Source organism: Streptomyces sp. NPDC058773, assembly GCF_042746015.1.
Lineage (GTDB): Bacteria > Actinomycetota > Actinomycetes > Streptomycetales > Streptomycetaceae > Streptomyces.
In genome coordinates, this window is record NZ_JBHYPE010000050.1 from 13617 (window position 1) to 38376 (window position 24760).

Consider the following 24760-nt stretch of genomic DNA (forward strand, 5'->3'; position numbering starts at 1 on the left):
CCCATGCGTTCGCTTCTCTGCGCGGCCGGTGCCGCGGGAATCCTGTGGGCGGCGGCCGCCGTTCCCGCCGCCGCCGACGAGCCCGACGGCTTCACCATCGGCGACCCCCGGATCACCGAGTCCAGCGGCCTGGCCGCCAGCCGCACGCACCCCGGGATCTACTGGACCCACAACGACAGCGACGACGGCCCCTACATCTACGCCGTCGACGGCCGGTCCGGCCGCACGGTCGCCCGCATCACGCTGCGCGGCATCGGCGCACCGCGCGATGTCGAGGCGATCTCGGCCGGCCCGGACGGGAACCTCTACGTCGGCGACATCGGCGACAACCTCGGCGGCAGCTGGAACCACGTCTGGATCTATCGCTTCCCCGAGCCGAGGCGGCTGCGCGATGCCACCGTCACCGCCGCCCAGTTCGATGTGAAGTACGCCGACGGACCGCGGGACGCCGAGGCGCTGATGGTGCATCCCAAGACCGGCCGGGTCTACATCGCCAGCAAGAAGCAGGGCGGCGGTGGCGCGCTCTACGAGGGCCCGCGACGGCTCACCACCGCAGGCACCAACACCTTCCGCAAGGTCTCCCCGGTCGATCTGTGGGTCACCGACGGCGCGTTCTCCCCCGACGGCACCCGTCTGGTGCTGCGCAGCTACTTCGGCGCCCACATCTACCGCTGGCAGGACGGTCGCCCCAAGGACCTCGGCAGCGTGGGCGTACCGGTCCAGCAGCAGGGCGAGTCGGTCACCTTCGCCGCCGGCGGCCGCACCCTGATGTACGGCTCGGAGGGCGCCGACAGCTCGGTCGAGCCGGTCGGCCTGAGCGACGAACAGCTGCCGGACAGCGCCGGGGACGACCCGGCGAACGGCGACGGCACCAACGGCCGGGACGGAAAGGGGAAGGCGGACACGGAGCTGGACCCGAGCTTCGTGAAGGCGGGCATGGTGCTCGCGGTGGCCACGGCATTGGTGGTCGCCCTCCGGCGGCTGCTGCGGCGGCGGTCCTAGAGACGCCCCCAGGGGCTGTCTGGCGCGGCAATCACCTTCCGCTGAACGGAAGTTGGACGGCGTGCGGCGAGCCGTGAGTACCGAGCGGCGGCGCCGTGACCTCCTGCGTACCCCGTGCCGCCCGCATACGTATCCCGCACCCCTTCCCCGTAATTTCACGGATGTGCCGAACGGCCCGCGCTGCCTAGATTTCGGGCGTACCTGGCCAGACGAACACGGAAGCCGACCCGGTGCCCGTGCCACGCCAAGGGTCCATCAGGCCCGTATCGGTGGTTCAGGAAATTCCACGTACCGCGACCCGGTCAGTGGAACCGGCCTCACGATCAAGTGGAAGGACACGGAAAGACCGTGATCACTCGTCGCACACCTCGCCGTCCGGGGCGCCGCGCCGGCACCGGGCTGATGGCCGTCCTCGTGGCGGCCGCCGGAGTCGTGGCGCTCCCGGCCACGGCGTCCGCCGCAAGCGCCATCAGCGTGCAGGACCTCAACAACAGCTCGTACAGCACCATGCTCAACGACGACGGCACCTTCCGGCTGTCGAACGACGCGTCGCCCGACCAGTGTCTCGACGTCGACAGCGGCGGAAACCTCACCGACTCCCCCTGCGACACGGTGGGTTCCACCTGGAACTGGCAGCTGATGAGCGACGGTTCCCAGGACGACCTGCTCCGCAAGGTCGGCACCGACACCTGCGTGAACGGGACCTCGCTCATCGACTGCGACAGCAGCGAGGCCGATTTCTGGAAGGACCTCGGCGACGGACTGACGCGGCTGAGCAGACAGGCCGCGATCAATCTGGGCAGCAACCGGATCAGCATCTGCAACCAGGGCGGCTATGTGGCCCGCGCCGTGATCGACTACCAGGTCAGAAGCGACCCCGACAGCGACAACTGGACCAGCGACCGCCGGGTCATCGAGTCCTTCCCGGCCGGCCAGTGCCGCACCGAAACGCTTCCGGCGGGCAAGGTCTACGGAACCGTGGAACTCCGCCGCTACACCGGCTGGTACATGGGCAACTACGCCTTCTGGGACGGCGACACGGGCGCCTACGCCGGCAGCAGCAACGACCAGCTGACGGCCAACTGGGCCTTCGCGGGCGACCACATCGACGCGAGCTACAACATGAACGGCACGACCTGCTTCTCGGATTCCGGCTTCGACCCGAGCCCGGCCAACCAGGCGGTCTCCACGAAGAAGGACGGCCAGACCGGCTGCAACGGCGTCAACCCCAACGCGCTCACCGCGAGCATCGTCGGCTCGCTCCTGGGCGAGGTGCTTCCTTCGGTGATTCCGCTGGTGTTCGCCTGAGGTGAGGGGGTGCGGAGTCCTCCGGCGCGTCGGTGACGGAGGCTGCCCCCGGGGCGACGCGCCCCGGGGGCTTCGCCGTGGTTCCCGTGCGGGCCCAGGGGACCTGTTCCGTCACCTCATGACGTGCCCGTGCGGCCGCCACCCTCGCCGCGTTCGGGCTGCTGCTGCTGCTTCTGCGCTTCGCCCTCATCTGGATCGGGGTCTGGCCCGGTCTGCTGGTCCCCCACCAGGAGGCGGCCGGCGGCCTCTGCGCCGTCGCCATGCCGTTCGGCATGATCTCCAGTGTCTTCACCCCACCGTCGATGATGCCGGACTGGCTGGGCGCCGTCGCCATGTGGAACCCGGTCTCGTCGACGGCCGGCGCCATCCGTGAACTCTTCGGCAACCCGGCCACCACGGGCGGCAGTTGGGTCGAACAGCACGCGGTCCTGATGGCGGTGCTCTGGCCGGCCGCCCTCACCGCGGTCTTCCTGCCCCTGGCGGTACGGCGCTTCCGGCGGCTGAGCCGCTGAGGACGGACGGCCCCCACAGCCCACCGGCCCCGGCGGTTCGCCCGCCGGGGCCGGTGCGCTTGCTGCCGGGCAGCCGTTACAGCTTGCCGATGACGTGGTCGATGCAGGCCGTCAGGGCCTCGACGTCCGCCGGGTCGATGGCCGGGAACATCGCGATCCGCAGCTGGTTGCGGCCGAGCTTGCGGTAGGGCTCGGTGTCGACGATGCCGTTGGCGCGCAGGGCCTTGGCGACCGCGGCCGCGTCGATCTCGTCGTCGAAGTCGATGGTGCCGATGACCTGCGAGCGCTTGGCCGGGTCGGTGACGAACGGGGTGGCGTACTTGGCGTCCTCGGCCCAGCCGTAGAGGGTGCGCGCGGAGGTGGCGGTGCGGCGGACCGCCCAGTCCAGCCCGCCCTGGCCGTTGATCCACTCCAGCTGCTCGTTGAGCAGGAAGAGGGTGGACAGCGACGGGGTGTTGTACGTCTGGTTCTTCAGGGAGTTGTCGATCGCGGTGGGCAGCGAGAAGAACTCCGGGATGTGCCGGCCGGACGCGTGGACCGCGCGGGCCCGCTCCAGAGCGGCGGGGGAGAAGGCCGCCAGCCACAGCCCGCCGTCGGAGGCGAACGACTTCTGCGGGGCGAAGTAGTAGACATCGGTCTCGGCGATGTCCACCGGCAGACCGCCCGCGCCGGAGGTGGCGTCGACCAGGACCAGCGCGCCCTCGTCCGCGCCCGCGACGCGCTTGATCGGCGCGGCGACACCGGTCGAGGTCTCGTTGTGGGTGAAGCCGTAGACGTCCACGCCCTGCTCCGCGACCGGCTCCGGGTGGTCGCCCGGGTCGGCGGAGATGACGGTGGGCTCCTCCAGCCACGGCGCCAGCTTGGCGGCCTTGGCGAACTTCGAGGAGAACTCACCGAAGCTGAGGTGCTGGGACTTGCGCTCGATCAGGCCGTGCGTCGCGATGTCCCAGAACGCGGTGGAGCCGCCGTTGCCGAGCACGACCTCGTAGCCCTCGGGGAGCTGGAAGAGGTCGCGTACGCCGTCGCGCACCTTGCCGACCAGGTTCTTGACCGGGGGCTGGCGGTGGGACGTGCCGAGAAGGGAGCTACCGGTGGCGGCGAGGGCGCCGAGCGCCTCCGTACGCACCTTGGAGGGGCCCGCGCCGAAGCGTCCGTCGGCGGGCTTGATGTCAGCGGGGATCTGGATATCAGCCACGGACGAAGCCTAATCCGTCGCGCTGCGGCCTTCGGCGGCAAGTCCAGCGGGTGAGATGACGGGTGCCCATACGGTGGACGCCGGGTGGCGCCACATGAGCACCGGGCGGGCGCCGGGTGGATGCCGGGTGGGCGGTTGGGCGGACGGCGGGGAGGACGGGGAGCCGGCGGCGTAGAGGGCGGTGAGGGCGGCCGCGGCCTCGGCCATCACCCGGCGGGCCTCGGGCGGGGCGAGCACTTCGAGGGAATCGCCGAATTGGAGCAGCTGACGGACGGCGGGGAGGACGGGGTAGGCGAGGTGGAGGAGGGCCCAGTCGTCCGGCCGTTCGCCGGGGCCGGGGGCTGTCCCGGACCCGGAGCCGGCCGCGGCCCCGGCACCCGCCTCGCCGCCGTCCCCCGCCCCGTCCCCCTCACGCGTACGGGGCGGCCCGGTCAGTGCCCCGCCCAGGATGCGTACCGCCAGGTCCAGCCGATCGCGGCGGATGCGGGCGGTCACCCGTACCTCCGCGGGGCGGTCCTGCACCTGGCGCCGCAGGTGTTGCCAGACCTCGGCATCGAGACCAGACGGGACGACTTCACAGCCGCCGCTATATATGACGGTGGGTGTCAAGTTATTGCGCCAGGGTGCGGGGCATGGAGATCAATGACCTCGCTCAGCCGTCCGGCCTTGCGCTCGGCTCCGCCGCTCGCGCCACCCCCGCACTCGACCACGCCACCCTCGCCGCCCTCGGGGCGCAGGTCCAAGGCCCGGTCCTGCTCCCCGGTGACGACGGCTACGACGCCGAGCGGTCCGGCTTCCAGTCGGCCCGCCGGCCCGGCCCGCCGTGATCGTCGGGGCGGAGTGCGCCGAGGACGTGGTCGCCGCGGTCCGCTGCGCCCGCGAGGCGGGACTGCCGGTCGCGGTCCAGGCCACCGGGCACGGGCTGTCCGCGGTTACCGACGGCGGGCTGCTGATCAGTACGCGGCGGATGGCCGGGGTGCGGGTGGACGCGGCGGCCGGTACCGCGCGGGTCGAGGCGGGTGCCGTCTGGGGCCAGGTCGTCGAGGCGGCGGCCCCGCACGGACTCGCCCCGCTCAACGGTTCCTCGGCGGGCGTCGGCGTCATCTCGTACACCCTCGGGGGCGGTGTCGGGGTGCTGGCCCGGACGTACGGGTTCGCCGCCGACCGGGTCCGGTCCGTCGACCTCGTCACCGCCGATGCCCGGCTGCGGCACATCACCGCGGACCGCGACCGGCCACCGGGACGCCCGTTATGCGCTGCGGCTGCTGTCGCCACTGGTGGACGCAGCGAATGACGGCCCGGCCGGCGGCACGGACGACGGGCCTGCCGGTGATGCGGCCGACGACGCAGCCGACGACACGGGCGGCGCCACCAACCTGGGCACCGTGCGGGCGCTGCACGCCGAGGCGCTGGCGGCCGTCGCGCCCTGGCGGCTCGGCCGGAGCGTGAACTTCCTCTTCGGCGCGCACCGGGACCGGCCGGACGCCGCCGACGTGGCCCGCAGCGTCCACGGCGCCGACGAGCACCGGCACCTCGCCGGCCTCAAGGCCCGCCACGACCCGGCGAACCTCTTCCGCTTCCACCCGGCCGGTGCAACCACGGCCTCCACCGTCACCACGACCACCACGGCCCCCCCGGCCACCGGCCGCCACCCCCTCTCCCCGCCTGACGGCCGCAACTCGCTCCCGCGATCGGGCCTGCCGCCGCCCATGAACGCGTCCCAGTGGGCAGGCTGGAGACATGGCTGATCGTACGGAGACGGAGAAGCGGGATCTGGCGAAGGAGTTGGCGGCCGCGGTACGGGGGGAGGTCTCGTTCGCCGCTGCCGACCGGGCGCTGATGACGATGGACGCGTCCAACTACCGGCGGGTGCCCGAAGCGGTGGTCGCGCCCCGGGACGCCGGGGACGTCGCGGCGGCGCTGCGGGTGTGCCGGGAGCACGGGGTCCCGGTGGTGCCGCGCGGCGCCGGGACCAGCATCGCGGGGCAGGCGACCGGCGTCGGTGTGGTGCTGGACTTCACCCGCCACATGCGGCGGATCGTCTCGCTCGACCCCGCCGCCCGTACCGCCGTCGTCCAGCCGGGCGTCATCCTGGACGACCTGCGCTCGGCGGCCGCCGCCCACGGGCTGACCTTCGGCCCCGACCCCTCCACCCACAGCCGCTGCACCCTCGGCGGCATGATCGGCAACAACTCCTGCGGCTCGCACTCGGTGGCCTGGGGCACCACCGCCGACAGCGTCCGCGAGCTGGAGCTGCTGACGTACGGCGGCGAGCGGGTACGGGCCGGCCGCGGCACCGATCCCACCGGCGCCCCCACCGGACTGCCCCCGCGGCTCCGGGACGGCGTGAAAAGCCTGGTGGACGCGGAGTTGGCGCTGCTGCGCACCGGCTACCCCGATCTTCCCCGCCGGATCTCCGGCTACGCCCTGGACGCGCTGCTCCCGGAGAAGGGCACCGACCTGGCCCGCGCCCTCACCGGCAGCGAGGGCACCCTCGGGGTGCTGACCGAGGCGACCGTACGCCTCGTGCAGACCCCCGCCGCCCGGGTGCTGGCCGTCCTCGCCTACCCCGACGAGAGCGCCGCCGCCGAGGCCGCGCACACCCTCCTCCGGTACCGGCCGATGACCGTCGAGGGGATGGCCGCCGACCTCGTGGGCAACGCGGCCGGGCTGCCCAGGGGCGGGGCCTGGCTGTTCGTGGAGATGGGCGGCGCGACGCCCGGCGAGGCGGCGGCCCGTGCCACCGCGCTCTGCCGGGCGGCCGCCGCCGACGGCAGCACCGACCACACCGTCGTCACCGACCCGGCCGGCCAGCGCGCCCTGTGGCGCATCCGCGAGGACGCCTCCGGCACCGCCACCCGGATGCCCGACGGCTCAGAGGCCTGGCCCGGCTGGGAGGACTGCGCCGTTCCACCCGCCCAACTCGGCCCGTACCTCCGCGACTTCCGTGCTCTCCTGGCCCAGCACGGCCTGCGCGGCACCCCGTACGGCCACTTCGGCGACGGCTGCATCCACATCCGCATCGACTTCGACCTGCTGACCCCGCCCGGCATCCGCCGCTTCCGGGACTTCTCCCACGACCTCGGAGAGCTGGTCGTCTCCCACGGCGGCTCGCTCTCCGGCGAACACGGCGACGGCCAGGCCCGCGCCGAACTGCTCCCGAAGATGTACGGCCCGGAGCTGGTCGGCGTCTTCGAGCGGTTCAAGACCCTCTGGGACCCGGTCGCCGGCCTCAACCCCGGCATGCTTGTCCGCCCCGCCCGGCTCGACGAGAACCTCCGCTTCGAGGTGCTGCCGAAGCGCCCGGTCCCGGTGGAGTTCGGCTATCCGCACGACAGCGGCGACTTCTCCGCGGCCGTACGGCGCTGCGTGGGCGTCGCCAAATGCCGCAACACCACCACCGCCCCGGGCTCGGCGGACGTCATGTGCCCGTCCTTCCGCGCCACCGGCGAGGAACAGCACTCCACCCGCGGCCGGGCCCGTCTGCTGCACGAGATGCTGGCCGGCGAGGTGATCACGGACGGCTGGCAGTCGCCCGAGGTGCACGAGGCCCTCGACCTCTGCCTCTCCTGCAAGGGCTGCCGCAGCGACTGCCCCGTCGGCGTCGACATGGCCACCTACAAGGCCGAATTCCTGCACCACCACTACAAGGGCCGCCGCCGCCCCGCCGCCCACTACTCCATGGGCCGCCTCCCCCAATGGCTCCACGCCGCCGCCCCGCTGGCCCCCGCCCTCAACGCCCTCGCCCGTACTCCGCTGGCCACCGTAGCCAAACGCCTCGGCGGAATCGCCCCCGAACGGCCGATCCCCCCACTGGCCACCGAAACCTTCGCCGGCTGGTGGTGGCGCCGCCGGAAGACGACGGCCGCACGGACCCCGTCCGGCGACCGCACCGTCATCCTCTGGCCCGACACCTTCACCAACCACCTCTCCCCGGAGGTCGGCCGCGCCGCGGTCCGCGTCCTGGAAGCGGCCGGCCTGCGCCCCCTCCTCCCGCCCACCGCCCCGCTACGCCAGCCCGGCGGCGCCTTCCCTCAGCCCGCGCTTCCCCGCCTCCACCGCCCGCCCCTCTGCTGCGGCCTCACCTACGTCTCCACCGGACAACTCGACCAGGCCCGCCGCGTCATGCGCCGCACCGTCGACGTCCTGAGCCCCCTCCTCCGGGACGGCCGCCCCCTGGTCGTCCTCGAACCGAGCTGCGCCGCCGCTCTCCGCACCGACCTGCCGGAACTGCTCTCCGACGACCCCCGGGCGGCCCGCCTGGCGTCCTCCGTACGCACCTTCGCCCAAGCCCTGGAAGAACTGGCCCCCGACTGGCAGCCACCCCGCATCAACCGCCCCGTCGCCGGCCAGACCCACTGCCACCAGCACGCGGTCCTCGGCGATGCCCCCGACCGCCGCCTCCGCGAACGCGCCGGCCTCACCGGCAGCCTCACCGGCGGCTGCTGCGGCCTGGCCGGCAACTTCGGCTTCGAACGCGGCCACTACGACATCTCGGTCACCTGCGCCGAGGACCAACTCCTGCCCGCGGTAAGGCAATCCCCCGAGGACGCCGAAATCCTCGCGGACGGCTTCTCGTGCCGCACCCAGCTTGAGCAGTTGGGAGAACGGCGGGGGCGGCATCTGGCGGAGGTACTGGCGGAGGGGTTGGGGAAGGGGGAGGAGTGATTCCCGTGGGGGTGCACGGCCCGGCGCGCGCGGGGAGGTGCCCCCCGCCTACGGGAAGCCGTCCGCCGGCGCCAGGGACGCCCCGAACCCCGCCGCCTGACTGCCCCGGCACAGGCAAGGAGTCCCCGGCGCCCCGTCGGCGAGGGGCAGAAAGAGGACCGGACGCGCCGGCCATTCCACCGACGCCCCAGCGCAGTTGAGCGCAAGCCCACACGGCTCGTCCCGCTGGAGTGCGGCCATGGCCTCTACCTGACCCGGCCCGCCCAACTCGCCCAGCACCCACTGCCGTTCGGTCCCAGGGAGACGGGCAGCCATCTCCCGCGCATCCGCGCCATCAGCCGGACCACGCGTACGGGGCTATGCGTGGAGGGCCGTCCAGGAAGCCAGGCGATCCGCCTGCACGGAGAATACGCGAACCGCTCGCACCAGAAGCCCGAGTGAGGAGGCTCGAAGCTGCCTCGCGCGTCATGCCGCCCCCCGAAGGTGAGGGGCGCGAACGGGGGGCGCGGTGCGGGCCTGGACGGCCGGACGCGCGGTGAGCGAGTAGGTGCATCCCTCCGCGTCAACTGCCCGGATGACGACGGGGATTCCGGCAGCGAGGCCGTCCCTCGCCCACCGGTACCCGGCCGCATCCTCCAGCCACGCATGCACCAGACCGTCATACGGAGCGCCTAACTGCTGCGCCACATGCTCCGCCCGCGCCCGGACCCAGCCCAGGGCCCGTCCCGGCGCGTACGAGGTGCAGCCGCCGAGGTCGATCGAGGGGCCGCCCGGATAGTGGGCCGTGGCCTGCGCCCGGTAGGCCACGGGCGTCGGAGCCGTCAGGGGCTGTGCAGCGCCGCTGCTCCGCATGACGCCGAGACGTTGCAGACGGCCAACTCGGCCCACACGGTCCTTCCGGTGGCGCCCCGGTCGATCCCCCAGCCACTTGCCAAGGCGTCCACCAGCACTAATCCACGCCCACATTCGTCGTCCTCCTTGGCGTCGTTCATCACAGGTAGTTCGCCGCTCGCGTCCTGCACCTCCAGACGGAGGTGACCGCCCGACCACACGAACCGGACACCGACATGCGGGGCGTCGGACGCCTGCGCCTGCACGGCATTGGTGACCAGCTCGGACAACAACAGCTCGGCGGAGTCGGCCAGTTCGCCATCGATGGGCCAGATCTCAAGCTGCTGCCGGAGTGCCCGACGGGCCTGACCGGGACACCGTCTGTCGCCGGGGAAGCGGTGGGCAGCAGCGGGCAGCGGGTTGGTTGTGAGTCGTGTTGCTACTGGTCGGGCGCGTGCGGACATGGCTATCCCCTTGCGGCGCATGACGGATTGTCAAGGTCACTTGTGCGTTACGAACTTTGAACGCTCAGCGATGTTACGCATAGAGTGCACTCGCTCACAATGAGAACGCAATGATTGCGAACTGCTTCATCGTGTTCGAACTGGGTTGAGTTGAGCCGTGGTGGTCGCCAGACTCGCGGTATCGCCGAGCCATCGAAGGGACCGCATGTGGCGGACAAGCGACAACATCCCCCAACCGTCAGACTCCGGCGGTTGGCCGCGGAGCTGCGTCGGCTTCGTGCGGCTGCGGAGATGACCCGTGAGGAGGTCACGGAGGAGAAGGGGATCAACGCGGCGACGCTCTATCGAATCGAAAAGGCACGCGCCCGACCGCAGAAGCGGACGCTGATCGCCTTGCTCGATCTGTACGAGGCGACCGAAGCGCAGAGGGCCGACCTCCTGGCCATTCAGGCCGGTTCCAACGATCAGGGCTGGCTGCGTCCGTACCACTCGGAGCTGCCCGAGGAGTACACGGCGTACATCGGCTTTGAGGCCGAAGCTCGCACGGTGCGCAATTATGAGTCGTTGTTTCTCCCCGGTCTCACGCAGACCGAGAGCTACGCCCGCGCGGTCATCAAAGGGGTGTGGGCGGCCGCCAGTCATAAAGAGGTGGAGCAGCGAGTCCAGGCGCGTATGGAGCGACAGGCGTTGCTCAGTAAAGAGCACCGGCTACAGCTCTGGGCGATTGTCGATGAGGCGGCTCTGCGTCGCGTGGTGGGAGGGAGCGAGGTGATGCAGGAGCAGGCGCGTCACCTGCTCCGCCTCATGGAAGAGCCGAACGTCACGTTCCAGGTGATCCCCTTCGACAAGGGTGCGCACGCAGGTATGCCTGGAAGCTTCGTGCACATGGACTTCCCGGACCCTGCGGACCCAGAGCTGGTCTACGTGGACACCCCGGCGGGCGATCTGTTCCTGGAGTCAGAGGCGGAGATGCGGCGCTACAAGTCGATGTTCGAGCATCTGCAAGCCGTGGCCGTGGGGCCGAACGACAGTGCTGCCCTGCTGGCTAAGGTTGCAGCAGCGAGAGAATGAGAAGAGGTATTTGGAATGGGCTACGACCTCTCCGGCATAGCGTGGCGGAAGAGCAGCCGCAGCAGTGCGAACGGTCAGTGTGTAGAAATCGGTGATGGCCTTCCGGGCGTCGTTCCCGTACGCGACAGCAAGCACCCCGCCGGCCCTCCTCTGGTCTTCGGCACGGGTGCGTGGACTTCATTCCTGGCGAAACTCAAGGAAGACCATCACACGGCCTTTTGACGCTGCGGGCGCGAGGCTGACGCTAGGTAAGAAAGTGCCCCCTGGGTCAAGCACTTGACCCAGGGGGCACTTGCCGTCACACGAGGGCTCAGCGCAACGCCTCGCGCGCCTTCAGGATGAGCGCCCGCGCCTCCGCGCCGTACACGGCGGACTCTTGGAGCGTGTTCCAGACCTTGCTGTATGTCGCGATGGTGTCTGTGTCGTCCAGCCAAAGTTCCGCGTGCCAGTCCTCGGTAACCGCCACCCGATCATCCAGGATGAGGAAGGAATTTGCTGCTGGGATCCTCAGCGGTGCGCGGAAAGGTACTACTCCCAGCTCCAGTGAATCCATGTCCATTACGCTTGCAAGGTGGTCGAGTTGGTCGGCGAGTACCGCGGGCGGGCAGATCTGCGCGTGAAGTACCGCCTCCCACATAAGGATGTGGAATTTCCGGCCCGGCTGATGGAGCATCTCTTGGCGCTTGATCCTGGCGAGGACAGCTTCGTCCGTATCCCGAGGAGAGTTCCGCAATTCCGCGTAGTGGAGGAAGATGTGCCGCGCGTAGTCGGCCGTCTGAAGCATGCCATCGACGATGGCTTCTTCCCACGCACGTACCATGCTGGTCTGCTTGATTGTGGCGTACCAGTTCTCTTGCACCGGGCGGTGTCCCGAGGATAGTTGACTTCGCCAGGGGCGAATCTGGGGTTCGAATTCCTTGAACTTCTGCTGCTCTGTGGCCACTGGTTGAGCACCTATCGTGTGGTTGCGTTCGTCTGCATTGCGAAATGGTGGAGGTTGAGCGTGAAGGCATTGCGGATTCAATTCAACGCTTCGAGCGCCTTTTGGATGAGCGTCCGCGCCTCGGCGCCGTACACGGCCATGCCGCGCAACTGCTCAAAGGCCTTGAGGTAGAGAGAAACCTCGGAGGGCTGCTTGACCCTTACCCGCGCTGACACCAACTCGACTGATACCAGCTTGTCGTCGTAGATATGGAAAGTCTCGCGTGGCCCCAGCACACGGTCGTGGATTGCCTGGGGAATGATCCCGAGCGACACGGACGGCAGGGAACCGGCCGTAAGAATGGAGCCGAGTTGGCCGGCCATCGCGTCCCCGTCCCCGACGCGGTAGTGGAGTACCGCCTCCTCCATGAGCAGTACGAATCGGTGTCCAGGCTCGTGAATGACGCGGGAGCGCTCGACCCGTGCTTGCGCGGCTTCCACGCTGTCGTCGAAGGGCAAATCTCGGAACTCGGCGGCCTTCCGCAGCACCCCGGTCGCGTAGCCCTCGGTTTGCAGTAGGCCAGGGACGAGGGTTGAGGAGTAGACCCGGAACAGCGTTGTCTGACGGAAGAACCGCACGGAGCGGTTCTGCAACTGTTTGAGACCGTCGCGCACCTGGTGGCGCCATTCGCTGTACATCGACTCGGCGTGCAGCGACAGACCGATCAGGCCGACCGCCTCGTCCTCTGCGCCACAAGCGTCGCACCACAGTCTGATGTCGTTGGGAGATGGCGCGGTACGGGCGTTCTCGATGCGGGATGTCTTGGCATGGTGCCAGCCACACCGAGTGGCCAGGTCGGTGATCGTCAGGCCTGCCCCTTTTCGGAGGTCGCGCAGCCGCACGGCGACAGCTTCGCGTGCGGCTTGCGCGGACGAGGAAGGGGAAGGGGGCATGAGGGAGTGAGGTGGCTGTTGCTAGTGGATTTCGTAACGTTCATGCGGGACGGCGCGTGCCCACACAGCCTCGAAGGCTTCCGAGCAGAGCTTCGCCGTGGCCGGGTCGTCGGCGATTTCCGGTCCTCCTGAGGAACCGTTACCAGCGAAGTGATTCCACCGGATCAGGTGGCCGTCGAAGAGCCAGAAGTCGTTTCCCGGCAGAGCGATGTCGGAGGCACGTCGTCGGGGTAGCCACCGAACCTCTTCTCCGGCGGAGAGATTGACAGTGGTCCCGGTGTGCTCGAACCGAATGTAATCGGAGACCGGCTCGGACACGATGCGTGCCCTCCGGACGCTGACGCCACGAGAGACGGCTCGCGAGATCAGGCTGACCCAGGGGGCCCAGTGGGCCGAGTCGCGGTCGATGTCACGTTGACCGGTTCGCTGCCAGGTGGTGAAGTCATTGGTCTCGCCGCTGACTCCATAGGAGTCGCGCATTTCGAGGTGCACCGCTGAGTGCTCAGCGGCCTCCAACATGCTACTAAAGCTTGGCACGTTCTGCGGCATCGCACGCCTCCCTCAGGATCGGTACCAGCCGGGCGGGGACACGGATGACCGACTCGTGGTCAGGGATGAGCTGGGCGTGCCCGGGCGCATTGTTCTGCGCACACTGGGCTCGCGTGGCGTCGTTGGCCGTGTAGCTCTGGATCACGATGTCCGCGTTCTCAAGGTCCACCCAAGCGGTCGGGGACTCGTCGATGTCTGAGTCCGGGTCGACTCCGATGAACTGTAGGTGCATGTCAGCCTCCAGTGAAGGATTGAGCAGGGGCAACAGAGGGCGCCCCGCGGCCGGTGCCGGTGGCATGTAGGCCCTAACGGTCCGCTGGCTTCAGGCTCCGCAATGTGCGCTGATGTGCACCACCATTGCGAGAGATGAAAAGCAGTCAACTCACCTGTATGTGTGGCTCTCTGCACATCACTGCACATTGATGGAAACGGCATGCCTGACGCCTCTAGCGTCGTCATCCGGCGTAGCCCCGTCCCGTCGGAGGGAGACGGCGCCGCGCTCGGTCCGACGACGCCCGATGGAGGGGTGCGCATGGCCATCTCGGGATCCCGCCCCACGTCCGCGGCTGCTGCCGTCACGCAGGAGTGCAGGGCCTGCCGCGACCTGGAACACGGCCGCAAGCAGGCCGCAGCTGCCCGGGACTTCAGCAAGGTGACCGACTTTCAGGTCCTCATCGCGCGCCATCGGGCGAGGCACCGGGCGGAGCCGTGAGTGCGATGTATCGAACGGGCCCGGCGTAGGTACGGCCGCCCGTAGGTCCGCCGGCCGGTACAGGGCGGCGCTGACGAAGACTCCCGCCCCGGCCGCCATTCCCTGGCAGGACACGGCCGGGGCGGGTGGGCCCGCTAAGGGGCCCTCGCAAGTGCACGACGACGCGCGGACCGACCGTGCGTCGACTCAGCACCCGAGGAGATGACCATGCGCTACCGCCTCGACCCGGTCAAGTACGGCGGCGACGAGGACGACAACCAGGGAGGCAACCCCAACGGCGGCTGCGGCGACGGGCAGGGCTGTGGCCGTCAGTAGTCCGTGAAGCGTGGGCGGCCCCGGCCCGGACCTCGGGTGGGGGCCGCCCACTCGGACCAGTTCACCGAGTGGAACGTGTGACATCAGGGAGCGAGATGGCCGGACCTCACCACCACGCCTATGTATGGCTCGGCAGCGGCGACGTCCTCGTGAAGCCGGGGGACGCGCACCGCCGGCCGGATCACCCGGAGTTCCGGTCCGCCCAGGTGATGCCGCTGGAGTGCGCGGACTGGCTGCTGAAGCCGGCCGCCCGCATCGAGGTGACGTTCGAGGAGCCGAAGGAGGCGGCTGATTGGTACGCCGCGCAACTCGGGCACTACGGCGGGCTCTTCGTGGGCTCGTACCCGCCGGAACCGTCGTACGAGGAGACCGTACGGGCCCTGTCCGCCGGTGAGGACCGGGTCGGGGGCTGGTGGGTGAGCGGAGGGCGGTTCCTCTCGCTGAATCTGATCGCCTGTAGTCCGCACCGGGCGCGGCCGGATCGAGCATGTCCGCTGCTGCGGTAGTCCCCGGTAGGTGATTCGCAGGGACGTGAGCCGCCGGGAGGTGATCCGCAGGGGCCTGATCTGCCGGGAGGTGATCCGTAACCGTCCAGGGCGGGGCCGACGAGCGCCCAGGGGCCGGAAAGAAACGCAGCCCCTCAGGCCGCGACCCGCTCCTGCTCCTGCTCCCGCTCTCGCTCCTCGTTCGTGGTCGCGGGCTGGGTGACCAGAAAGCTGCGGTGGACCCTGGGGCCCAGGGCGGCGGTGGTGAGGAAGAGGGCTGCCGCGACGACGTAGGTGGCGTCGGCCAGGTAGGGGGTGAGGAGGAGTTGGGTCACCAGGGCGGCGGCGACCAGGGTGAGTTTGGCGATCATCAGGCGCGGTGCGGAGAGGGCGGGCCGGGTCGCGGGGTGGGTGGTGCGGGTCCGGGTGCGGTGGGCGTGGCGGATCTGGGCGGGGATGCTGAGGAGGAGGAGCGCGAAGCCGACGGCCGGCAGGACCGGGGAGCGGCTGGTGTGCGGGTCGAGGAGGTAGCCGAGCCCGATGCTGGTGCCGAAGGCGGCCGTGACGATGACGATTCTGGCCGTGATCAGCTGGGCTATGACCCGTCCTGGGTGCGCGCTCTCGTAGAGCTTGTGGGTGAGGCGGCGGTTGGCCCACAGGAGGAGGGGCGGCAGCATCAGCAGGACGACGAGGGTGCGCAGGGCGTGTTCCCAGGCCGGCGCGTTGCCTTCGCCGCTCCAGGTGAACGCCGTCCAGAGGCCGATGCAGACATAGCGCGTGCGGAGTTTGCGGGCGGCGGCGGACCCTGCGGGGCCGTCGGGTTCCGGGGTCTTGTGGTGAGCGTTCATGAAGGTGGTTCCTTCGGGGAGCAGGGAGGCGTTCACGGGGCGCTGTGGGGCGTCGGTGTACGTGCCGACGTCCCACAGCAGGCGCAGTGACGTGCCGTCATTGCTGCCGGGGTGGGGCGCTCCTGCGGATGGCGGGTCGCCCGGGTGGGGTCACGCCGGGTCGGAAGGGGCCGTCCCGCCGGCGGTGATGCCGGTGAAGAGCCACTTCAGGGCCTCTCCGAAGAGTTCCTCGGGCACGCTGGAGGCGTCGATGCGCCGCTGGCGCACCAGGCCGGTGAAGAGGGCCGCCACCACGGTGGCCACGGCCTCGGTGGAGACCTCGGTGGGGGCGTTCCGCTGGGCCAGGGACGTGCTGATCACCTGCTCCAGCGCGCGGCGGGGGGTGCGCAGGTTGGCCGCCATGGTGTCCAGGACCTGGGGGTTGCGGACCGCGTAGAGCCAGAACTCGGCCTGGAGCGGCGCGAAGTCGATGTCCTTGTCGGCGACGTCGATCAGCAGCCGTCCGAGTTCGGCGGCGGCTTCGCCGGTACCGGACGGGTGACGCTCCAGTGCCTGGGCGGCCTCGGCGATGCGGTCGGTCTGGCGGTCGGCGAGCAGTTCGAGGAAGAGCGCTTCCTTGTTGCCGAAGTTCGAGTACAGCGCGCCGATCGAGAATCCCGCCGCCTCGGCGATCTCCTCCACGGAGGCGCCGGTGAAGCCCTTGCGGGCGAAGACCCGGGCCGCCGCGTCGAGCAGCAGCGACCGGGTGCGGGCCTTGGCCTCCGCCCGGCTCAGGCGTCGGCGGGCGGGTTCAGCGCTCTCAGCGTTCATGTTGCCGAGGTTATTCAGATAGGGATTGCTATGTCAACGCTCGAATAGTGTGTACAGTCTGGATAGCGGTCACTATTTGAATGTCGATCGCTATCGCAGTTCGGGGCCCGTCGGTGGCCCGCCGCGCATGGTGCAGGCGCCGCCGCCGTTGCCCCCCTGACCAGCGAGGAAAGGGAAGAGAGATGATCACGAAGCCGCTGCCGCAGCCCCTGCGGCTGGTGGTGGACCTGAACCGTTGCCAGAGCTACGGACAGTGCGTCTACGCCGCCCCGACGGTCTTCCGGTTCCACGGGGAGGAATCGCTGGAGTACGACTACGCGCCCGGCCCCGGCGTCCGCCGTGAGGTGGAGCGAGCCGCCGCGGCCTGCCCGGTCCGGGCGATCACGCTCAGCGGCGCCACCGAGCCCGCTCCCGTACCGTGCGGCGTCACCGAGTCCGCCCCCGTCGCGTGCGGAGACGGCCGGTGACCGCGTCGGGCGCAGCGGGACTGCGTACCGGCCGGGTCGTGGTGGTCGGCGCTTCGCTGGCCGGGTTGCGTGCCGCCGAAGCCCTCCGTGATGAGGGGTTCGCCGGGGAGCTGACCCTGATCGGGGACGAGCCGCACGAGCCGTATGACCGGCCGCCGTTGTCGAAGGCGGTGCTGTCCGGGCGGCTGACGTGCGACCACATCGTGCTGCCCCGGGTCCGCGACATCGGCGCCCGCTGGCTGCTGGGTACCCCTGCCACCGGGCTGGAGGTGTCCGGCCGCCGGGTGGCGCTGGCCGATGGGCGGCGGATCGAGTACGACCGGCTGCTGATCGCCACCGGTACCCGGGCGCGCCGCTGGCCCGTTGAGGCCGGTGGTGGCCTGGAGGGTGTGCATGTGCTGCGTACCCGCGAGGACGCCGAGCGGCTGCGCGGTGCCCTGGCGGCCGGTCCGCGCCGGGTGCTGGTCGTCGGCGCCGGCTTCACGGGTGGCGAAGTGGCCTCTTCCTGCCGCGAGTTGGGGATCGCCGTGACGGTGACGCAGCGCAGTGCGGCCCCGCTGGCCGGTGCGCTGGGCGGGGTGGTCGGACGGGCCGCCGCCGACTGGTACCGCGAGGCCGGGGTGGACCTGCGGCTGAACACCACGGTTCGGGCCCTGGAAGGCGATGCCTCCGGCCGCTTGCGGCGCGCGGTGCTGTCCGACGGCACGGTGATGGGCGTCGAGGTGGCGGTGATCGCCACCGGCGCCGTGGCCAACACCGAGTGGCTGGCCGGCTCCGGGCTGGCCGTCGACCACCGCGGCGTGGTGAGCGAGGGGGACTGCCGGGCCGTGGCCACCGACGGCAGCCCGGTCGAGGAGGTCTTCGTCGCCGGGGACGTCGCCCGCTGGCCGCACCCCCTCTACCCCGGGCGGCTGCTGCGCCTGGACCACTGGGACAACGCCCTCGCCCAGGCCCGCACCGCCGCGTACAACCTCACCCATGGGCCGGGTGAACGGCGCGCCCACCAGCCGCTGCCCGCCTTCTGGTCCCAGCAGTTCGGCCGCTACCTCAAGTCCGTCGGGGTGCCCGCGGTCGCCGATCAGGTCGTCGTCACGCAAGGCTCGCTCGACCAGCGGCGGTTCGTCGCCGCGTACGGACGCAAGGGCAGGCTGATCGGTGTCGTGGCGGTCGACTCGCCGCGTGTGCTGGACGGCTACGCGGCCCTCATCGAAGCCCGCGCGCCGTTCCCGCCCCAACTGGGCGCCACCGACGGACCGGACCGGCTCGACCCCCTCGACGCCGGCTTCCCCGGCCGTGATGCCGGCAGCGCCCCGGAGCACGCCATCCGCACGCCCTCAGCCCTCGCCCCCGCCCAGACCGCACACCGGTGAACGGAGACCTCCCATGACGACTTCCACCGCACCTTCGGCCACCGGCCTCTTCGCCCAGGTCCTGCGGTACGAGCACCGCGCCGACCCCTATCCGTTCTACGACCGGCTACGCCGGGAGCCGGTCCTGCGCATGGACGACGGTTCCTGGCTGGTCGGCGGCTACCGGGAGATCAGGCAGCTGCTGCACGACCCGCGCTGCAGCGCCGACCGGCTCGACCCGCAGAACAAGGCCCCGAAGGGCGCCAGGAGCCTGCTCCTCCAGGACCCGCCGCTCCATGACCAGCTGCGCCGCGTGGTCACCGACGAGTTCATCCCCCGGATCATGGGCATGCGCGACCATCTCGGCGAACTGGTCGCCGGGCTTCTCGATGCCCACACCAGCGACCACCCCGGGCAGCTCGACGTCGTCGCCGATCTCGCCTACCCGCTGCCGGTCACGGTGATCTGCGAACTGCTCGGCGTGCCCCGCGAGGACGAGCCGCTCTTCGGCAGCATCGCCCGCCGCCTCACCCGGGGCCTGGACCCCGTCGACACCCAGACCGAGGAAGAACTCCGCGAACTGGACCAGGCACGCGGCGAGTTGATCCAGTACCTGGAGGGGCTCATCACCGAGCGTCGTGCCAATCCCGGATCCGACCTGCTGTCCGGCCTGATGTTCCACCAGGACCCCGACGACGTGATGGGCCCGGTCCAGCTGCGCGTCACCCTCGGTCTGCTGCTGATCGCCGGCCACGAGACCACCGTCAACCTCATCGCCAACGGCACCCTCGCCCTGCTGCGCAACCCCGACGCCCTCGCCCGGCTGCGCACCGATCCCGACCTGGCCACCCCGCTGGTGGAGGAGGTGCTGCGCTACGACCCGCCGGTGCAGATGTCCGGCCGCAGCGCCCTGGCCGACATCGACCTGGCCGGCACCACCATCCCCAAGGGCTCCCGCATCCGCCTCCTGCTCGCCGCGGGCAACCGCGACGCCACCCGCTTCGACGACCCCGGACGGTTCGTCCCCGACCGCGGCGACAACGCCCATCTCGGCTTCGGCGGCGGTATCCACTACTGCGTCGGCGCCACCCTCGCCCGCGCCGAGGCGCAGATAGCACTCACCGCCCTCGCCCGCAGGCTCCAGTCGCCGCGCCTGGTCACCGACCCGCCGCCGTACCGGGAGAACGCCATCCTGCGCGGCCCGGAACAACTCCTGGTCGCCTTCGACCAGCTCACTCCGTGACGGCCCTCGGCGGTCGAGTCGGGAGTCCTCCAGCTCCCGCCGGCCCGCCGAGTGAGACAACGTCATGCTCGCTGCCGACGGGCTTCAGCCGCGTTCATCAACGGCCGCTGAACCTTGCGATGGCTTCCTCGCTGACCGGTGTGAAGAGGTTGACGATGTTGCCGTCGGGGTCGCGGAACAGGATCGAGCGGTTACCCCAGGGCATCGTGGTCGGCTCCTGTATCCACTCGCTGACCAGCGGCTTCAGCCGCTCGTACTCGGTGTCGACGTCCTCGACACGGAACTCGATGATGACGGAGTGATTATCGGCAGCGGCCCCGAATTCCAGTGTCGCCTTCGCTTGGATGGCGAGGGCGCAGGACGGCAGGGCCAGCTCCGCGAAGACAGGTGCAGGGCGCACCGCCGAGACGCCGGTGACCTGCTCATAGAAACGGGCCAGGCGTTCCACGTCCTCGGTGATCACGCGGATCGAAACGAAATGCACGACATGCTCCTTGCGGTAGCGGCAAATGGAAACAATCGCCTCTTCGGGAGGAATGGGTGTTCCGCCCCGGCGTCTCCCACGCTAAAAGGGATCTAGGACAGCAAGCGTCCTGGATCGCACGGGAGCACGCGCCGACCGACCGTCGGAACGCGCCCTAGTCAGCCGTGGTGAAGGAGCGGAGGGTGTCCTCGCCGGTGGTCCACCAGACGCCGAGCCGCTGGCGGGTCAGGCGCCAACCGCCGCCGTCCCGGGCGAAGTCCCAGTCGTAGGGGCCGCCCATGGCGTACGGCGAGTCGGTCCGGCCGGGATCGGCGACGGCCACGAACCACATGTAGCCGACGCCGGTCGCCCGGTCGCCCCGGACCTCGAAGTCCATGTTGAGGATGTGGTGCTGCATGCCGGCGTACGCCGCCTCGGCCTCGACGACCTTGGCCAGGATCGCCTCCCTGCCGTGAATCCACTCCCACGGACCGAACTCCAGGACCGCGTCCTCGGCCCAGCACTCGATCCAGGCACGCCAGTCCTTGCGGTCCAGCGCCCGCCAGCCGTGGATCATCAGCGCACGCAGGGACTCCTTGTCCTCCAGACGCTGCAGGCGTCGGGCGAGGGTCTCGTCGGTGCCGGGGGAGGCGGACGGGAAGTCGGACACGGCTGCTCCTCCGGGGGATCGCGGACGGCGGCGGCCGGCGGCGGGAGCACGGAGTGCTGGTGTCGGCCGGGTGCGCCGGGGTGGGCCAACTCTGTGCCGTCGGCGGCCGGTCAGCCAGGACGGGGCGTGGCTGGGTGCCGGACACCCGGTCAGGCCCGGACACCGGCCGGGGCCGGTCGCCGCTACCCGGTGGCGAACGCCGACCGCATCCGCTTGCCGTTCACGATCAGGACGACGCCGAGCAACAGCACACCGCACACGCCCTGTTCGGCCTTCAGCCACAGGGGGAACGTGCCGGGCAGCACGAGGATGACCGCGATGGCCGACAGCATGATGCCGGATGCCAGCCGCAGCCGCAGGTAGGACCGGCTGTGGCCGCGGCGCGTCCGTGCCGCGAACGAGACCATCAGCAGCGAGGTGGCGACCACGATGGAGACGCGCACCCACACCGCGTCCGTGACGAGGTCGGGGTGATGGCGCAGCAGGATGATGGCGACGAGGGTGAGCGCGCTGAGCGCGGCATAGCAGCCGACGAGGAGTTCGGTGCTGCGTAATGCCTGCCGGATGCGCGGATGACGCATGTCTCCGGCGGGCGGCGCGACGGAGTCCGGTCCCGGGGTGCTCACGGCGATCCTCTCTGGTGGGTGCGCTGACGGTCCTGGCGCCGGCGCCCCGCAGGCCGTGGCGTACGGGATGGCGGCGGTCAAGAAGCCGTATCCAGGGTCCGGTCCGTCTGCCGCCGCCTCGTCGTCCACGCGAACGAGACGCGCCCCCGGTCGTTGTCAGGGACCTGTCGGGGCCGTCCCGTAGTGGATGCCCGGCCGGGTCTCAGGGATGGCCGCCCCGCCTCGGTTCCGGTACCGCCGAGGCCCCCTCACCCCCGTATCGGTGCCGCCGCAGCGCGTCACGGTCCGTCGTGGCGCCCCATCACCTCATGCGCCAGCCGGATCAGATCCGGGATGCGTGGGTGCCCCGGGCCGTCGCGCCAGGCGATGACGACGGGGACGGGCGGGGCGTCGGTGAGGGGGACGTAGGCCATGGCGGGGTGGGGGTGCATCTCGGCGGTGGCGGAGGTGGTGACGCCCACGGCGCGGCCGCCGGTGATGGCGGCCAGCCAGTCGTCGGTGTTGCCGATGGTGATCGTCGAGGTGGGGCGGGCGGCGGCGGGCCACAGGTCGAGGGTGGTGGTGCCGGAGACGGTGTTGAGGGCGATGGTGCGGTCGGTGAGCTCGGTGAGAGAGAGGACGGTGCGGGCGGCGAGCGGGTCGTCGGCGGGCAGCCCGGCCACCCGGGGCTCGGTGGTCAGCCGCTCGGTGACCAGGCCGGGGGCGCGGACCTCACCGCGCAGCAGGGCCGCGTCCACGTCGCCGCGGGCGAGTCCGGCCGTGCGGTCGTCGATGCGGAGGAGTTCGAGCGGGGTCGCCGGGTGCTCCTCGTGCCAGCGGCGGAGCAGCGCGGTGGTGTCCGTACCGGCGGCCGACCAGGCGTGGCCGAGCCGCAGCGGCCAGGCGGCGCCACGGGCGAAGCCGAGCGCCCGGTCGAAGGCGGACACCGCGACCGCGGCCCGGTCGCGGAAGGACAGGCCGTCGGGGGTGAGCACGAGGTGATGGGTGGAGCGGTCGACGAGGTGGACGCCCAGGGCCTGTTCCAGCTGCCGCAGGGTGCGGGAGACGGCGGGCTGGGTCAGGTGCAGCCGCTCGGCGGCGCGGGTGATGCTCAGGGTGTCGGCGATGGCGAGAAAGCAGCGGAAATGACGCAGCTCGATGCTCATGCGTGCGGAGCATAACAACAGGAGAAAAGGCATTTCACGGACCGGAAGCGGGAGCCGTAGCGTGGTGGCGTGAATGCTTCGCCGGAGAGTCCCAGCCCCGGTGGCGGCACCCCCGCCACCCCCACCCCGTCCGCACCGTCCGCCCCATCCGTTCACACCGCGCCCGGCGACGGCGCGGGGCCGGTGCACCCGATACCTCCCTCGCCCGAGGTCCTGACGGCGGAGGCACAGGCCGGCGCGGCGGGTGCGCGCGGGCGGATCGGGTCGGTGGCGCTGGTCATCGGCGGCATCGTCTCGCTGCAGTTCGGCTCGTCCGTGGCGGTGCTGCTCTTCCCGCGGGCCGGTGCGCTGGGCGTGGTCACCCTGCGGCTGGTGGTCGCCGCGCTGGTGCTGCTGGTCTTCTGCCGCCCCAAGGTGCGCGGGCATGCGCGGGGCGACTGGGCCACGGTGCTGGCCTTCGGCGTCGCACTGGCCGGCATGAACTCGCTCTTCTACCAGGCCATCGACCGCATCCCGCTGGGCGCCGCGGTCACCCTGGAGTTCCTCGGGCCGCTGATCCTGTCGGTGGCGACCTCCCGCCGGATGCTGAGCCTGTTGTGGGCGACGCTGGCACTGGGCGGTGTGGTGCTGCTGGGACGCGAGGGACTCGACGGGCTCAACTTCGCCGGAGCGGGCTTCGCGCTGGCGGCCGGCGGGCTGTGGGCCGCGTACATCCTGCTCTCCGCCCGTACGGGACAGCGCTTCCCGCAGGCGGACGGGCTGGCCCTGGCGATGACCGTCGCGGCGCTGCTCAGCCTGCCGTTCGGCGTCGCGAGCGCGGGCTCGGCACTGCTCGACCCGGTCACGCTGGGGCTGGGCGCCGCGGTCGCCCTGATGTCCTCCGTCCTGCCCTACACCCTCGAACTCCTCGCCCTGCGCAAGCTGCCGGCCGCCGGTTTCGCGGTGATGATGAGCCTGGAGCCGGCCGCCGCGGCCACCGCCGGCTTCCTCGTCCTGCACCAGGCGCTGGGCTGGGCCGAGGTGGTGGCGATCGGCCTGGTCGTGATCGCGAGCGTGGGGGCCGTACGAAGCGCGGGGGCACACAGCTGACCAACGGGCCGCCGGGTGCGGCCCGTTTCCCGACCAAAAAATCATGCAGGCGTGCTTGATTGTTTCCGGTGGCGCTGCCACGCTCGGAACGCACCCGCACCACACCGCACCCGTACGGCCGCAGCGCTTCGCCGCGGCCGTCGTCGTATGCCAACCCGCCTCGCTCACACGGGAGTTGGGCGGATGAGGGGAGTGTCGCGTGTCCGATCCCGGCGCCGTACTGGCGGATCTCAGGGCGGAGAGCGAGGAGTTGGACGCACTGGTCGCCGGGCTGCCGGCCGAGCGCTGGGCGGCCCCGACGCCCGCCGAGGGCTGGACCGTCACCCACCAGATCGCCCATCTGGCCTGGACCGACCGGCAGGCGCTGTGCTCGGCCACCGACCCGGAGGGCTTCACGCGCGCCGCGCAGGAGGCCCTCGCCGCGCCGCTGACCTTCGTCGACGAGGCCGCCGAGGCCGGTGCGCGGACGCCGCCCGCGGAGCTGCTCGCGGACTGGCGGGCCGGCCGCGAGGAGCTGCTCCGGGTGCTCGGCGAGCGGCCGGCGGGGGAGAAACTGCCGTGGTACGGCCCGCCGATGAGCGTGGCGTCGATGGCCACCGGGCGGCTGATGGAGACCTGGGCGCACGGCCAGGACGTCGCCGACGCGCTGGGTGTCACCCGCACCCCCACCGCCCGGCTGCGCCATGTCGCCCGGATCGGCGTACGGGCCCGCAACTTCTCCTTCGCGGCGCACCAGCTCACCCCGCCCGCCGAGGAGTTCCGGGTCGAGCTGCGGGCGCCGGACGGCACGGTGTGGGAGTACGGGCCGCCGGCGGCCGGGCAGCGGGTGACCGGTGAGGCGCTGGAGTTCTGCCTGCTGGTGACGCAGCGGGCGCACCGGGCCGATCTGCCGTCCCTGCGTGCCGAAGGGGCGGACGCACAGCGGTGGCTGGAGATCGCGCAGGCCTTCGCGGGACCCCCGGGGAAGGGCCGCGAACCGTCGTCCCGTGGCGGTGCCTCATGAGCGGCGGCCACATAGGCGGCGTGGGGGACCGCGCGGGCGAGGAAGATCCCGCCGGCCAAG

28 protein-coding genes and 1 pseudogene are annotated in these 24760 nt (G+C 71.0%); 16 read left to right on the forward strand and 13 right to left on the reverse strand.

Annotated features, from left to right (window positions below):
- Positions 1-3 precede the first annotated feature (3 nt).
- The 3 genes and pseudogenes from ACFW5B_RS30000 to ACFW5B_RS30010 all read left to right on the forward strand — a co-directional run.
- A complete protein-coding gene (locus tag ACFW5B_RS30000; protein WP_386446354.1) occupies positions 4-1002 on the forward strand; it encodes a hypothetical protein in 999 nt (332 codons plus the stop codon).
- 348 nt (positions 1003-1350) lie between these two features.
- Complete coding sequence (locus ACFW5B_RS30005) at positions 1351-2310, forward strand: hypothetical protein (protein WP_386446357.1); 960 nt, start codon at positions 1351-1353, stop codon at positions 2308-2310.
- Between the two features lie 140 nt (positions 2311-2450).
- Positions 2451-2822, forward strand: a pseudogene (locus ACFW5B_RS30010) (ABC transporter permease); the annotation flags it as partial.
- Between the two features lie 76 nt (positions 2823-2898).
- Here the strand turns inward: ACFW5B_RS30010 and serC are convergent.
- Together serC and ACFW5B_RS30020 are read right to left on the reverse strand one after the other, a co-directional pair.
- Positions 2899-4017 (reverse strand): phosphoserine transaminase, encoded by a 1119-nt coding sequence (gene serC, locus ACFW5B_RS30015; RefSeq protein WP_386446360.1) that lies wholly within the window; start codon positions 4015-4017, stop codon positions 2899-2901.
- 9 nt (positions 4018-4026) lie between these two features.
- Positions 4027-4626, reverse strand: coding sequence for a hypothetical protein (locus ACFW5B_RS30020; RefSeq protein WP_386446363.1), 600 nt, complete (start codon positions 4624-4626; stop codon positions 4027-4029).
- Positions 4627-4649: 23 nt separating this feature from the next.
- Between ACFW5B_RS30020 and ACFW5B_RS30025 the strand changes: the two genes are divergently transcribed.
- Genes ACFW5B_RS30025 through ACFW5B_RS30040 form a run of 4 tightly spaced genes read left to right on the forward strand, consistent with a single transcriptional unit; the run spans position 4650 to position 8685 of the window.
- A complete protein-coding gene (locus ACFW5B_RS30025; RefSeq protein WP_386446366.1) occupies positions 4650-4844 on the forward strand; it encodes a hypothetical protein in 195 nt (64 codons plus the stop codon).
- Positions 4841-5311: an FAD-binding oxidoreductase gene (locus tag ACFW5B_RS30030; RefSeq protein ID WP_386446369.1), complete on the forward strand. Its 471-nt coding sequence runs from the start codon at positions 4841-4843 to the stop codon at positions 5309-5311. Before ACFW5B_RS30025 ends, ACFW5B_RS30030 begins: the two co-directional genes overlap by 4 nt.
- A complete protein-coding gene (locus ACFW5B_RS30035) occupies positions 5295-5765 on the forward strand; it encodes a hypothetical protein (RefSeq protein WP_386446371.1) in 471 nt (156 codons plus the stop codon). The genes ACFW5B_RS30030 and ACFW5B_RS30035 overlap by 17 nt, the downstream gene beginning before the upstream one ends.
- Positions 5758-8685 carry an FAD-binding and (Fe-S)-binding domain-containing protein gene (locus ACFW5B_RS30040; RefSeq protein WP_386446374.1) on the forward strand — a complete coding sequence of 976 codons (2928 nt, stop codon included), beginning with the start codon at positions 5758-5760 and terminating at the stop codon, positions 8683-8685. The genes ACFW5B_RS30035 and ACFW5B_RS30040 overlap by 8 nt, the downstream gene beginning before the upstream one ends.
- An 821-nt stretch (positions 8686-9506) precedes the next feature.
- Here ACFW5B_RS30040 and ACFW5B_RS30045 read toward each other — a convergent pair.
- Positions 9507-9980 carry an ATP-binding protein gene (locus tag ACFW5B_RS30045; protein ID WP_386446376.1) on the reverse strand — a complete coding sequence of 158 codons (474 nt, stop codon included), beginning with the start codon at positions 9978-9980 and terminating at the stop codon, positions 9507-9509.
- Positions 9981-10232: 252 nt separating this feature from the next.
- On the opposite strand from ACFW5B_RS30045, the gene ACFW5B_RS30050 reads away from it, so the two are divergent.
- Positions 10233-11051, forward strand: coding sequence for a helix-turn-helix domain-containing protein (locus ACFW5B_RS30050; RefSeq protein WP_386446379.1), 819 nt, complete (start codon positions 10233-10235; stop codon positions 11049-11051).
- Between the two features lie 15 nt (positions 11052-11066).
- Positions 11067-11273, forward strand: coding sequence for a DUF397 domain-containing protein (locus tag ACFW5B_RS30055; RefSeq protein ID WP_386446382.1), 207 nt, complete (start codon positions 11067-11069; stop codon positions 11271-11273).
- 88 nt (positions 11274-11361) lie between these two features.
- Here the strand turns inward: ACFW5B_RS30055 and ACFW5B_RS30060 are convergent, their stop codons facing one another.
- The 4 genes from ACFW5B_RS30060 to ACFW5B_RS30075 form a co-directional block, all read right to left on the reverse strand.
- Positions 11362-11994, reverse strand: coding sequence for a DUF5753 domain-containing protein (locus ACFW5B_RS30060; protein WP_386446385.1), 633 nt, complete (start codon positions 11992-11994; stop codon positions 11362-11364).
- A 77-nt stretch (positions 11995-12071) separates the two neighbouring features.
- Positions 12072-12926, reverse strand: a complete 855-nt coding sequence (locus ACFW5B_RS30065; protein ID WP_386446388.1) for a helix-turn-helix domain-containing protein — start codon at positions 12924-12926, stop codon at positions 12072-12074.
- Between the two features lie 21 nt (positions 12927-12947).
- Entirely contained in the window at positions 12948-13475 is a 528-nt protein-coding gene (locus tag ACFW5B_RS30070) for a DUF6879 family protein (protein ID WP_386446390.1), read from the reverse strand.
- On the reverse strand, positions 13450-13707 hold the full coding sequence (locus ACFW5B_RS30075; protein ID WP_386446393.1) for a hypothetical protein: 258 nt from the start codon (positions 13705-13707) through the stop codon (positions 13450-13452). Before ACFW5B_RS30075 ends, ACFW5B_RS30070 begins: the two co-directional genes overlap by 26 nt.
- 300 nt (positions 13708-14007) lie before the next feature.
- Between ACFW5B_RS30075 and ACFW5B_RS30080 the strand changes: the two genes are divergently transcribed.
- Positions 14008-14187 carry a hypothetical protein gene (locus ACFW5B_RS30080; protein ID WP_386446396.1) on the forward strand — a complete coding sequence of 60 codons (180 nt, stop codon included), beginning with the start codon at positions 14008-14010 and terminating at the stop codon, positions 14185-14187.
- Positions 14188-14597: 410 nt separating this feature from the next.
- On the forward strand, positions 14598-15008 hold the full coding sequence (locus ACFW5B_RS30085; RefSeq protein ID WP_386446399.1) for a hypothetical protein: 411 nt from the start codon (positions 14598-14600) through the stop codon (positions 15006-15008).
- 134 nt (positions 15009-15142) lie between these two features.
- Here the strand turns inward: ACFW5B_RS30085 and ACFW5B_RS30090 are convergent, their stop codons facing one another.
- Positions 15143-15835 (reverse strand): hypothetical protein, encoded by a 693-nt coding sequence (locus ACFW5B_RS30090; RefSeq protein WP_386446402.1) that lies wholly within the window; start codon positions 15833-15835, stop codon positions 15143-15145.
- A gap of 150 nt (positions 15836-15985) precedes the next feature.
- Positions 15986-16645, reverse strand: coding sequence for a TetR/AcrR family transcriptional regulator (locus ACFW5B_RS30095; protein WP_386446405.1), 660 nt, complete (start codon positions 16643-16645; stop codon positions 15986-15988).
- Between the two features lie 182 nt (positions 16646-16827).
- On the opposite strand from ACFW5B_RS30095, the gene ACFW5B_RS30100 reads away from it, so the two are divergent.
- Genes ACFW5B_RS30100 through ACFW5B_RS30110 form a run of 3 tightly spaced genes read left to right on the forward strand, consistent with a single transcriptional unit; the run spans position 16828 to position 19704 of the window.
- Positions 16828-17112, forward strand: coding sequence for a ferredoxin (locus ACFW5B_RS30100; protein ID WP_386446408.1), 285 nt, complete (start codon positions 16828-16830; stop codon positions 17110-17112).
- Complete coding sequence (locus ACFW5B_RS30105; RefSeq protein ID WP_386446410.1) at positions 17109-18482, forward strand: NAD(P)/FAD-dependent oxidoreductase; 1374 nt, start codon at positions 17109-17111, stop codon at positions 18480-18482. Before ACFW5B_RS30100 ends, ACFW5B_RS30105 begins: the two co-directional genes overlap by 4 nt.
- A 13-nt stretch (positions 18483-18495) precedes the next feature.
- Positions 18496-19704 (forward strand): cytochrome P450, encoded by a 1209-nt coding sequence (locus tag ACFW5B_RS30110; protein WP_386446413.1) that lies wholly within the window; start codon positions 18496-18498, stop codon positions 19702-19704.
- 97 nt (positions 19705-19801) lie between these two features.
- On the opposite strand, the gene ACFW5B_RS30115 is transcribed toward ACFW5B_RS30110, so the two are convergent.
- The 4 genes from ACFW5B_RS30115 to ACFW5B_RS30130 form a co-directional block, all read right to left on the reverse strand.
- A complete protein-coding gene (locus tag ACFW5B_RS30115; RefSeq protein WP_386446416.1) occupies positions 19802-20188 on the reverse strand; it encodes a VOC family protein in 387 nt (128 codons plus the stop codon).
- A gap of 154 nt (positions 20189-20342) precedes the next feature.
- The gene (locus tag ACFW5B_RS30120) at positions 20343-20837 is read right to left on the reverse strand and encodes a nuclear transport factor 2 family protein (protein WP_386446419.1); all 495 of its coding nucleotides are present in this window, start codon (positions 20835-20837) and stop codon (positions 20343-20345) included.
- A gap of 182 nt (positions 20838-21019) precedes the next feature.
- A complete protein-coding gene (locus ACFW5B_RS30125) occupies positions 21020-21463 on the reverse strand; it encodes a hypothetical protein (protein WP_386446422.1) in 444 nt (147 codons plus the stop codon).
- Positions 21464-21741: 278 nt separating this feature from the next.
- Positions 21742-22608: a LysR family transcriptional regulator gene (locus ACFW5B_RS30130; protein ID WP_386446425.1), complete on the reverse strand. Its 867-nt coding sequence runs from the start codon at positions 22606-22608 to the stop codon at positions 21742-21744.
- Positions 22609-22821: 213 nt separating this feature from the next.
- Here ACFW5B_RS30130 and ACFW5B_RS30135 point away from each other — a divergent pair, with 213 nt between their 5' ends.
- Both ACFW5B_RS30135 and ACFW5B_RS30140 read left to right on the forward strand, forming a co-directional pair.
- Positions 22822-23697 (forward strand): DMT family transporter, encoded by an 876-nt coding sequence (locus tag ACFW5B_RS30135; protein ID WP_386446447.1) that lies wholly within the window; start codon positions 22822-22824, stop codon positions 23695-23697.
- Positions 23698-23896: 199 nt separating this feature from the next.
- On the forward strand, positions 23897-24700 hold the full coding sequence (locus tag ACFW5B_RS30140) for a TIGR03084 family metal-binding protein (RefSeq protein ID WP_386446428.1): 804 nt from the start codon (positions 23897-23899) through the stop codon (positions 24698-24700).
- The last annotated feature ends 60 nt before the right edge of the window (positions 24701-24760 follow it).

Coding starts and splice junctions, on each gene's coding strand:
- ACFW5B_RS30000 (WP_386446354.1), top strand. CDS start 4: ATGCGTTCGCTTCTCTGCGCGGCCGGTGCCGCGGGAATCCTGTGGGCG.
- ACFW5B_RS30025 (WP_386446366.1), top strand. CDS start 4,650: ATGGAGATCAATGACCTCGCTCAGCCGTCCGGCCTTGCGCTCGGCTCC.
- ACFW5B_RS30040 (WP_386446374.1), top strand. CDS start 5,758: ATGGCTGATCGTACGGAGACGGAGAAGCGGGATCTGGCGAAGGAGTTG.
- ACFW5B_RS30045 (WP_386446376.1), bottom strand. CDS start 9,980: ATGTCCGCACGCGCCCGACCAGTAGCAACACGACTCACAACCAACCCG.
- ACFW5B_RS30055 (WP_386446382.1), top strand. CDS start 11,067: ATGGGCTACGACCTCTCCGGCATAGCGTGGCGGAAGAGCAGCCGCAGC.
- ACFW5B_RS30065 (WP_386446388.1), bottom strand. CDS start 12,926: ATGCCCCCTTCCCCTTCCTCGTCCGCGCAAGCCGCACGCGAAGCTGTC.
- ACFW5B_RS30070 (WP_386446390.1), bottom strand. CDS start 13,475: ATGCCGCAGAACGTGCCAAGCTTTAGTAGCATGTTGGAGGCCGCTGAG.
- ACFW5B_RS30075 (WP_386446393.1), bottom strand. CDS start 13,707: ATGCACCTACAGTTCATCGGAGTCGACCCGGACTCAGACATCGACGAG.
- ACFW5B_RS30080 (WP_386446396.1), top strand. CDS start 14,008: ATGGCCATCTCGGGATCCCGCCCCACGTCCGCGGCTGCTGCCGTCACG.
- ACFW5B_RS30085 (WP_386446399.1), top strand. CDS start 14,598: ATGGCCGGACCTCACCACCACGCCTATGTATGGCTCGGCAGCGGCGAC.
- ACFW5B_RS30090 (WP_386446402.1), bottom strand. CDS start 15,835: ATGAACGCTCACCACAAGACCCCGGAACCCGACGGCCCCGCAGGGTCC.
- ACFW5B_RS30095 (WP_386446405.1), bottom strand. CDS start 16,645: ATGAACGCTGAGAGCGCTGAACCCGCCCGCCGACGCCTGAGCCGGGCG.
- ACFW5B_RS30100 (WP_386446408.1), top strand. CDS start 16,828: ATGATCACGAAGCCGCTGCCGCAGCCCCTGCGGCTGGTGGTGGACCTG.
- ACFW5B_RS30110 (WP_386446413.1), top strand. CDS start 18,496: ATGACGACTTCCACCGCACCTTCGGCCACCGGCCTCTTCGCCCAGGTC.
- ACFW5B_RS30130 (WP_386446425.1), bottom strand. CDS start 22,608: ATGAGCATCGAGCTGCGTCATTTCCGCTGCTTTCTCGCCATCGCCGAC.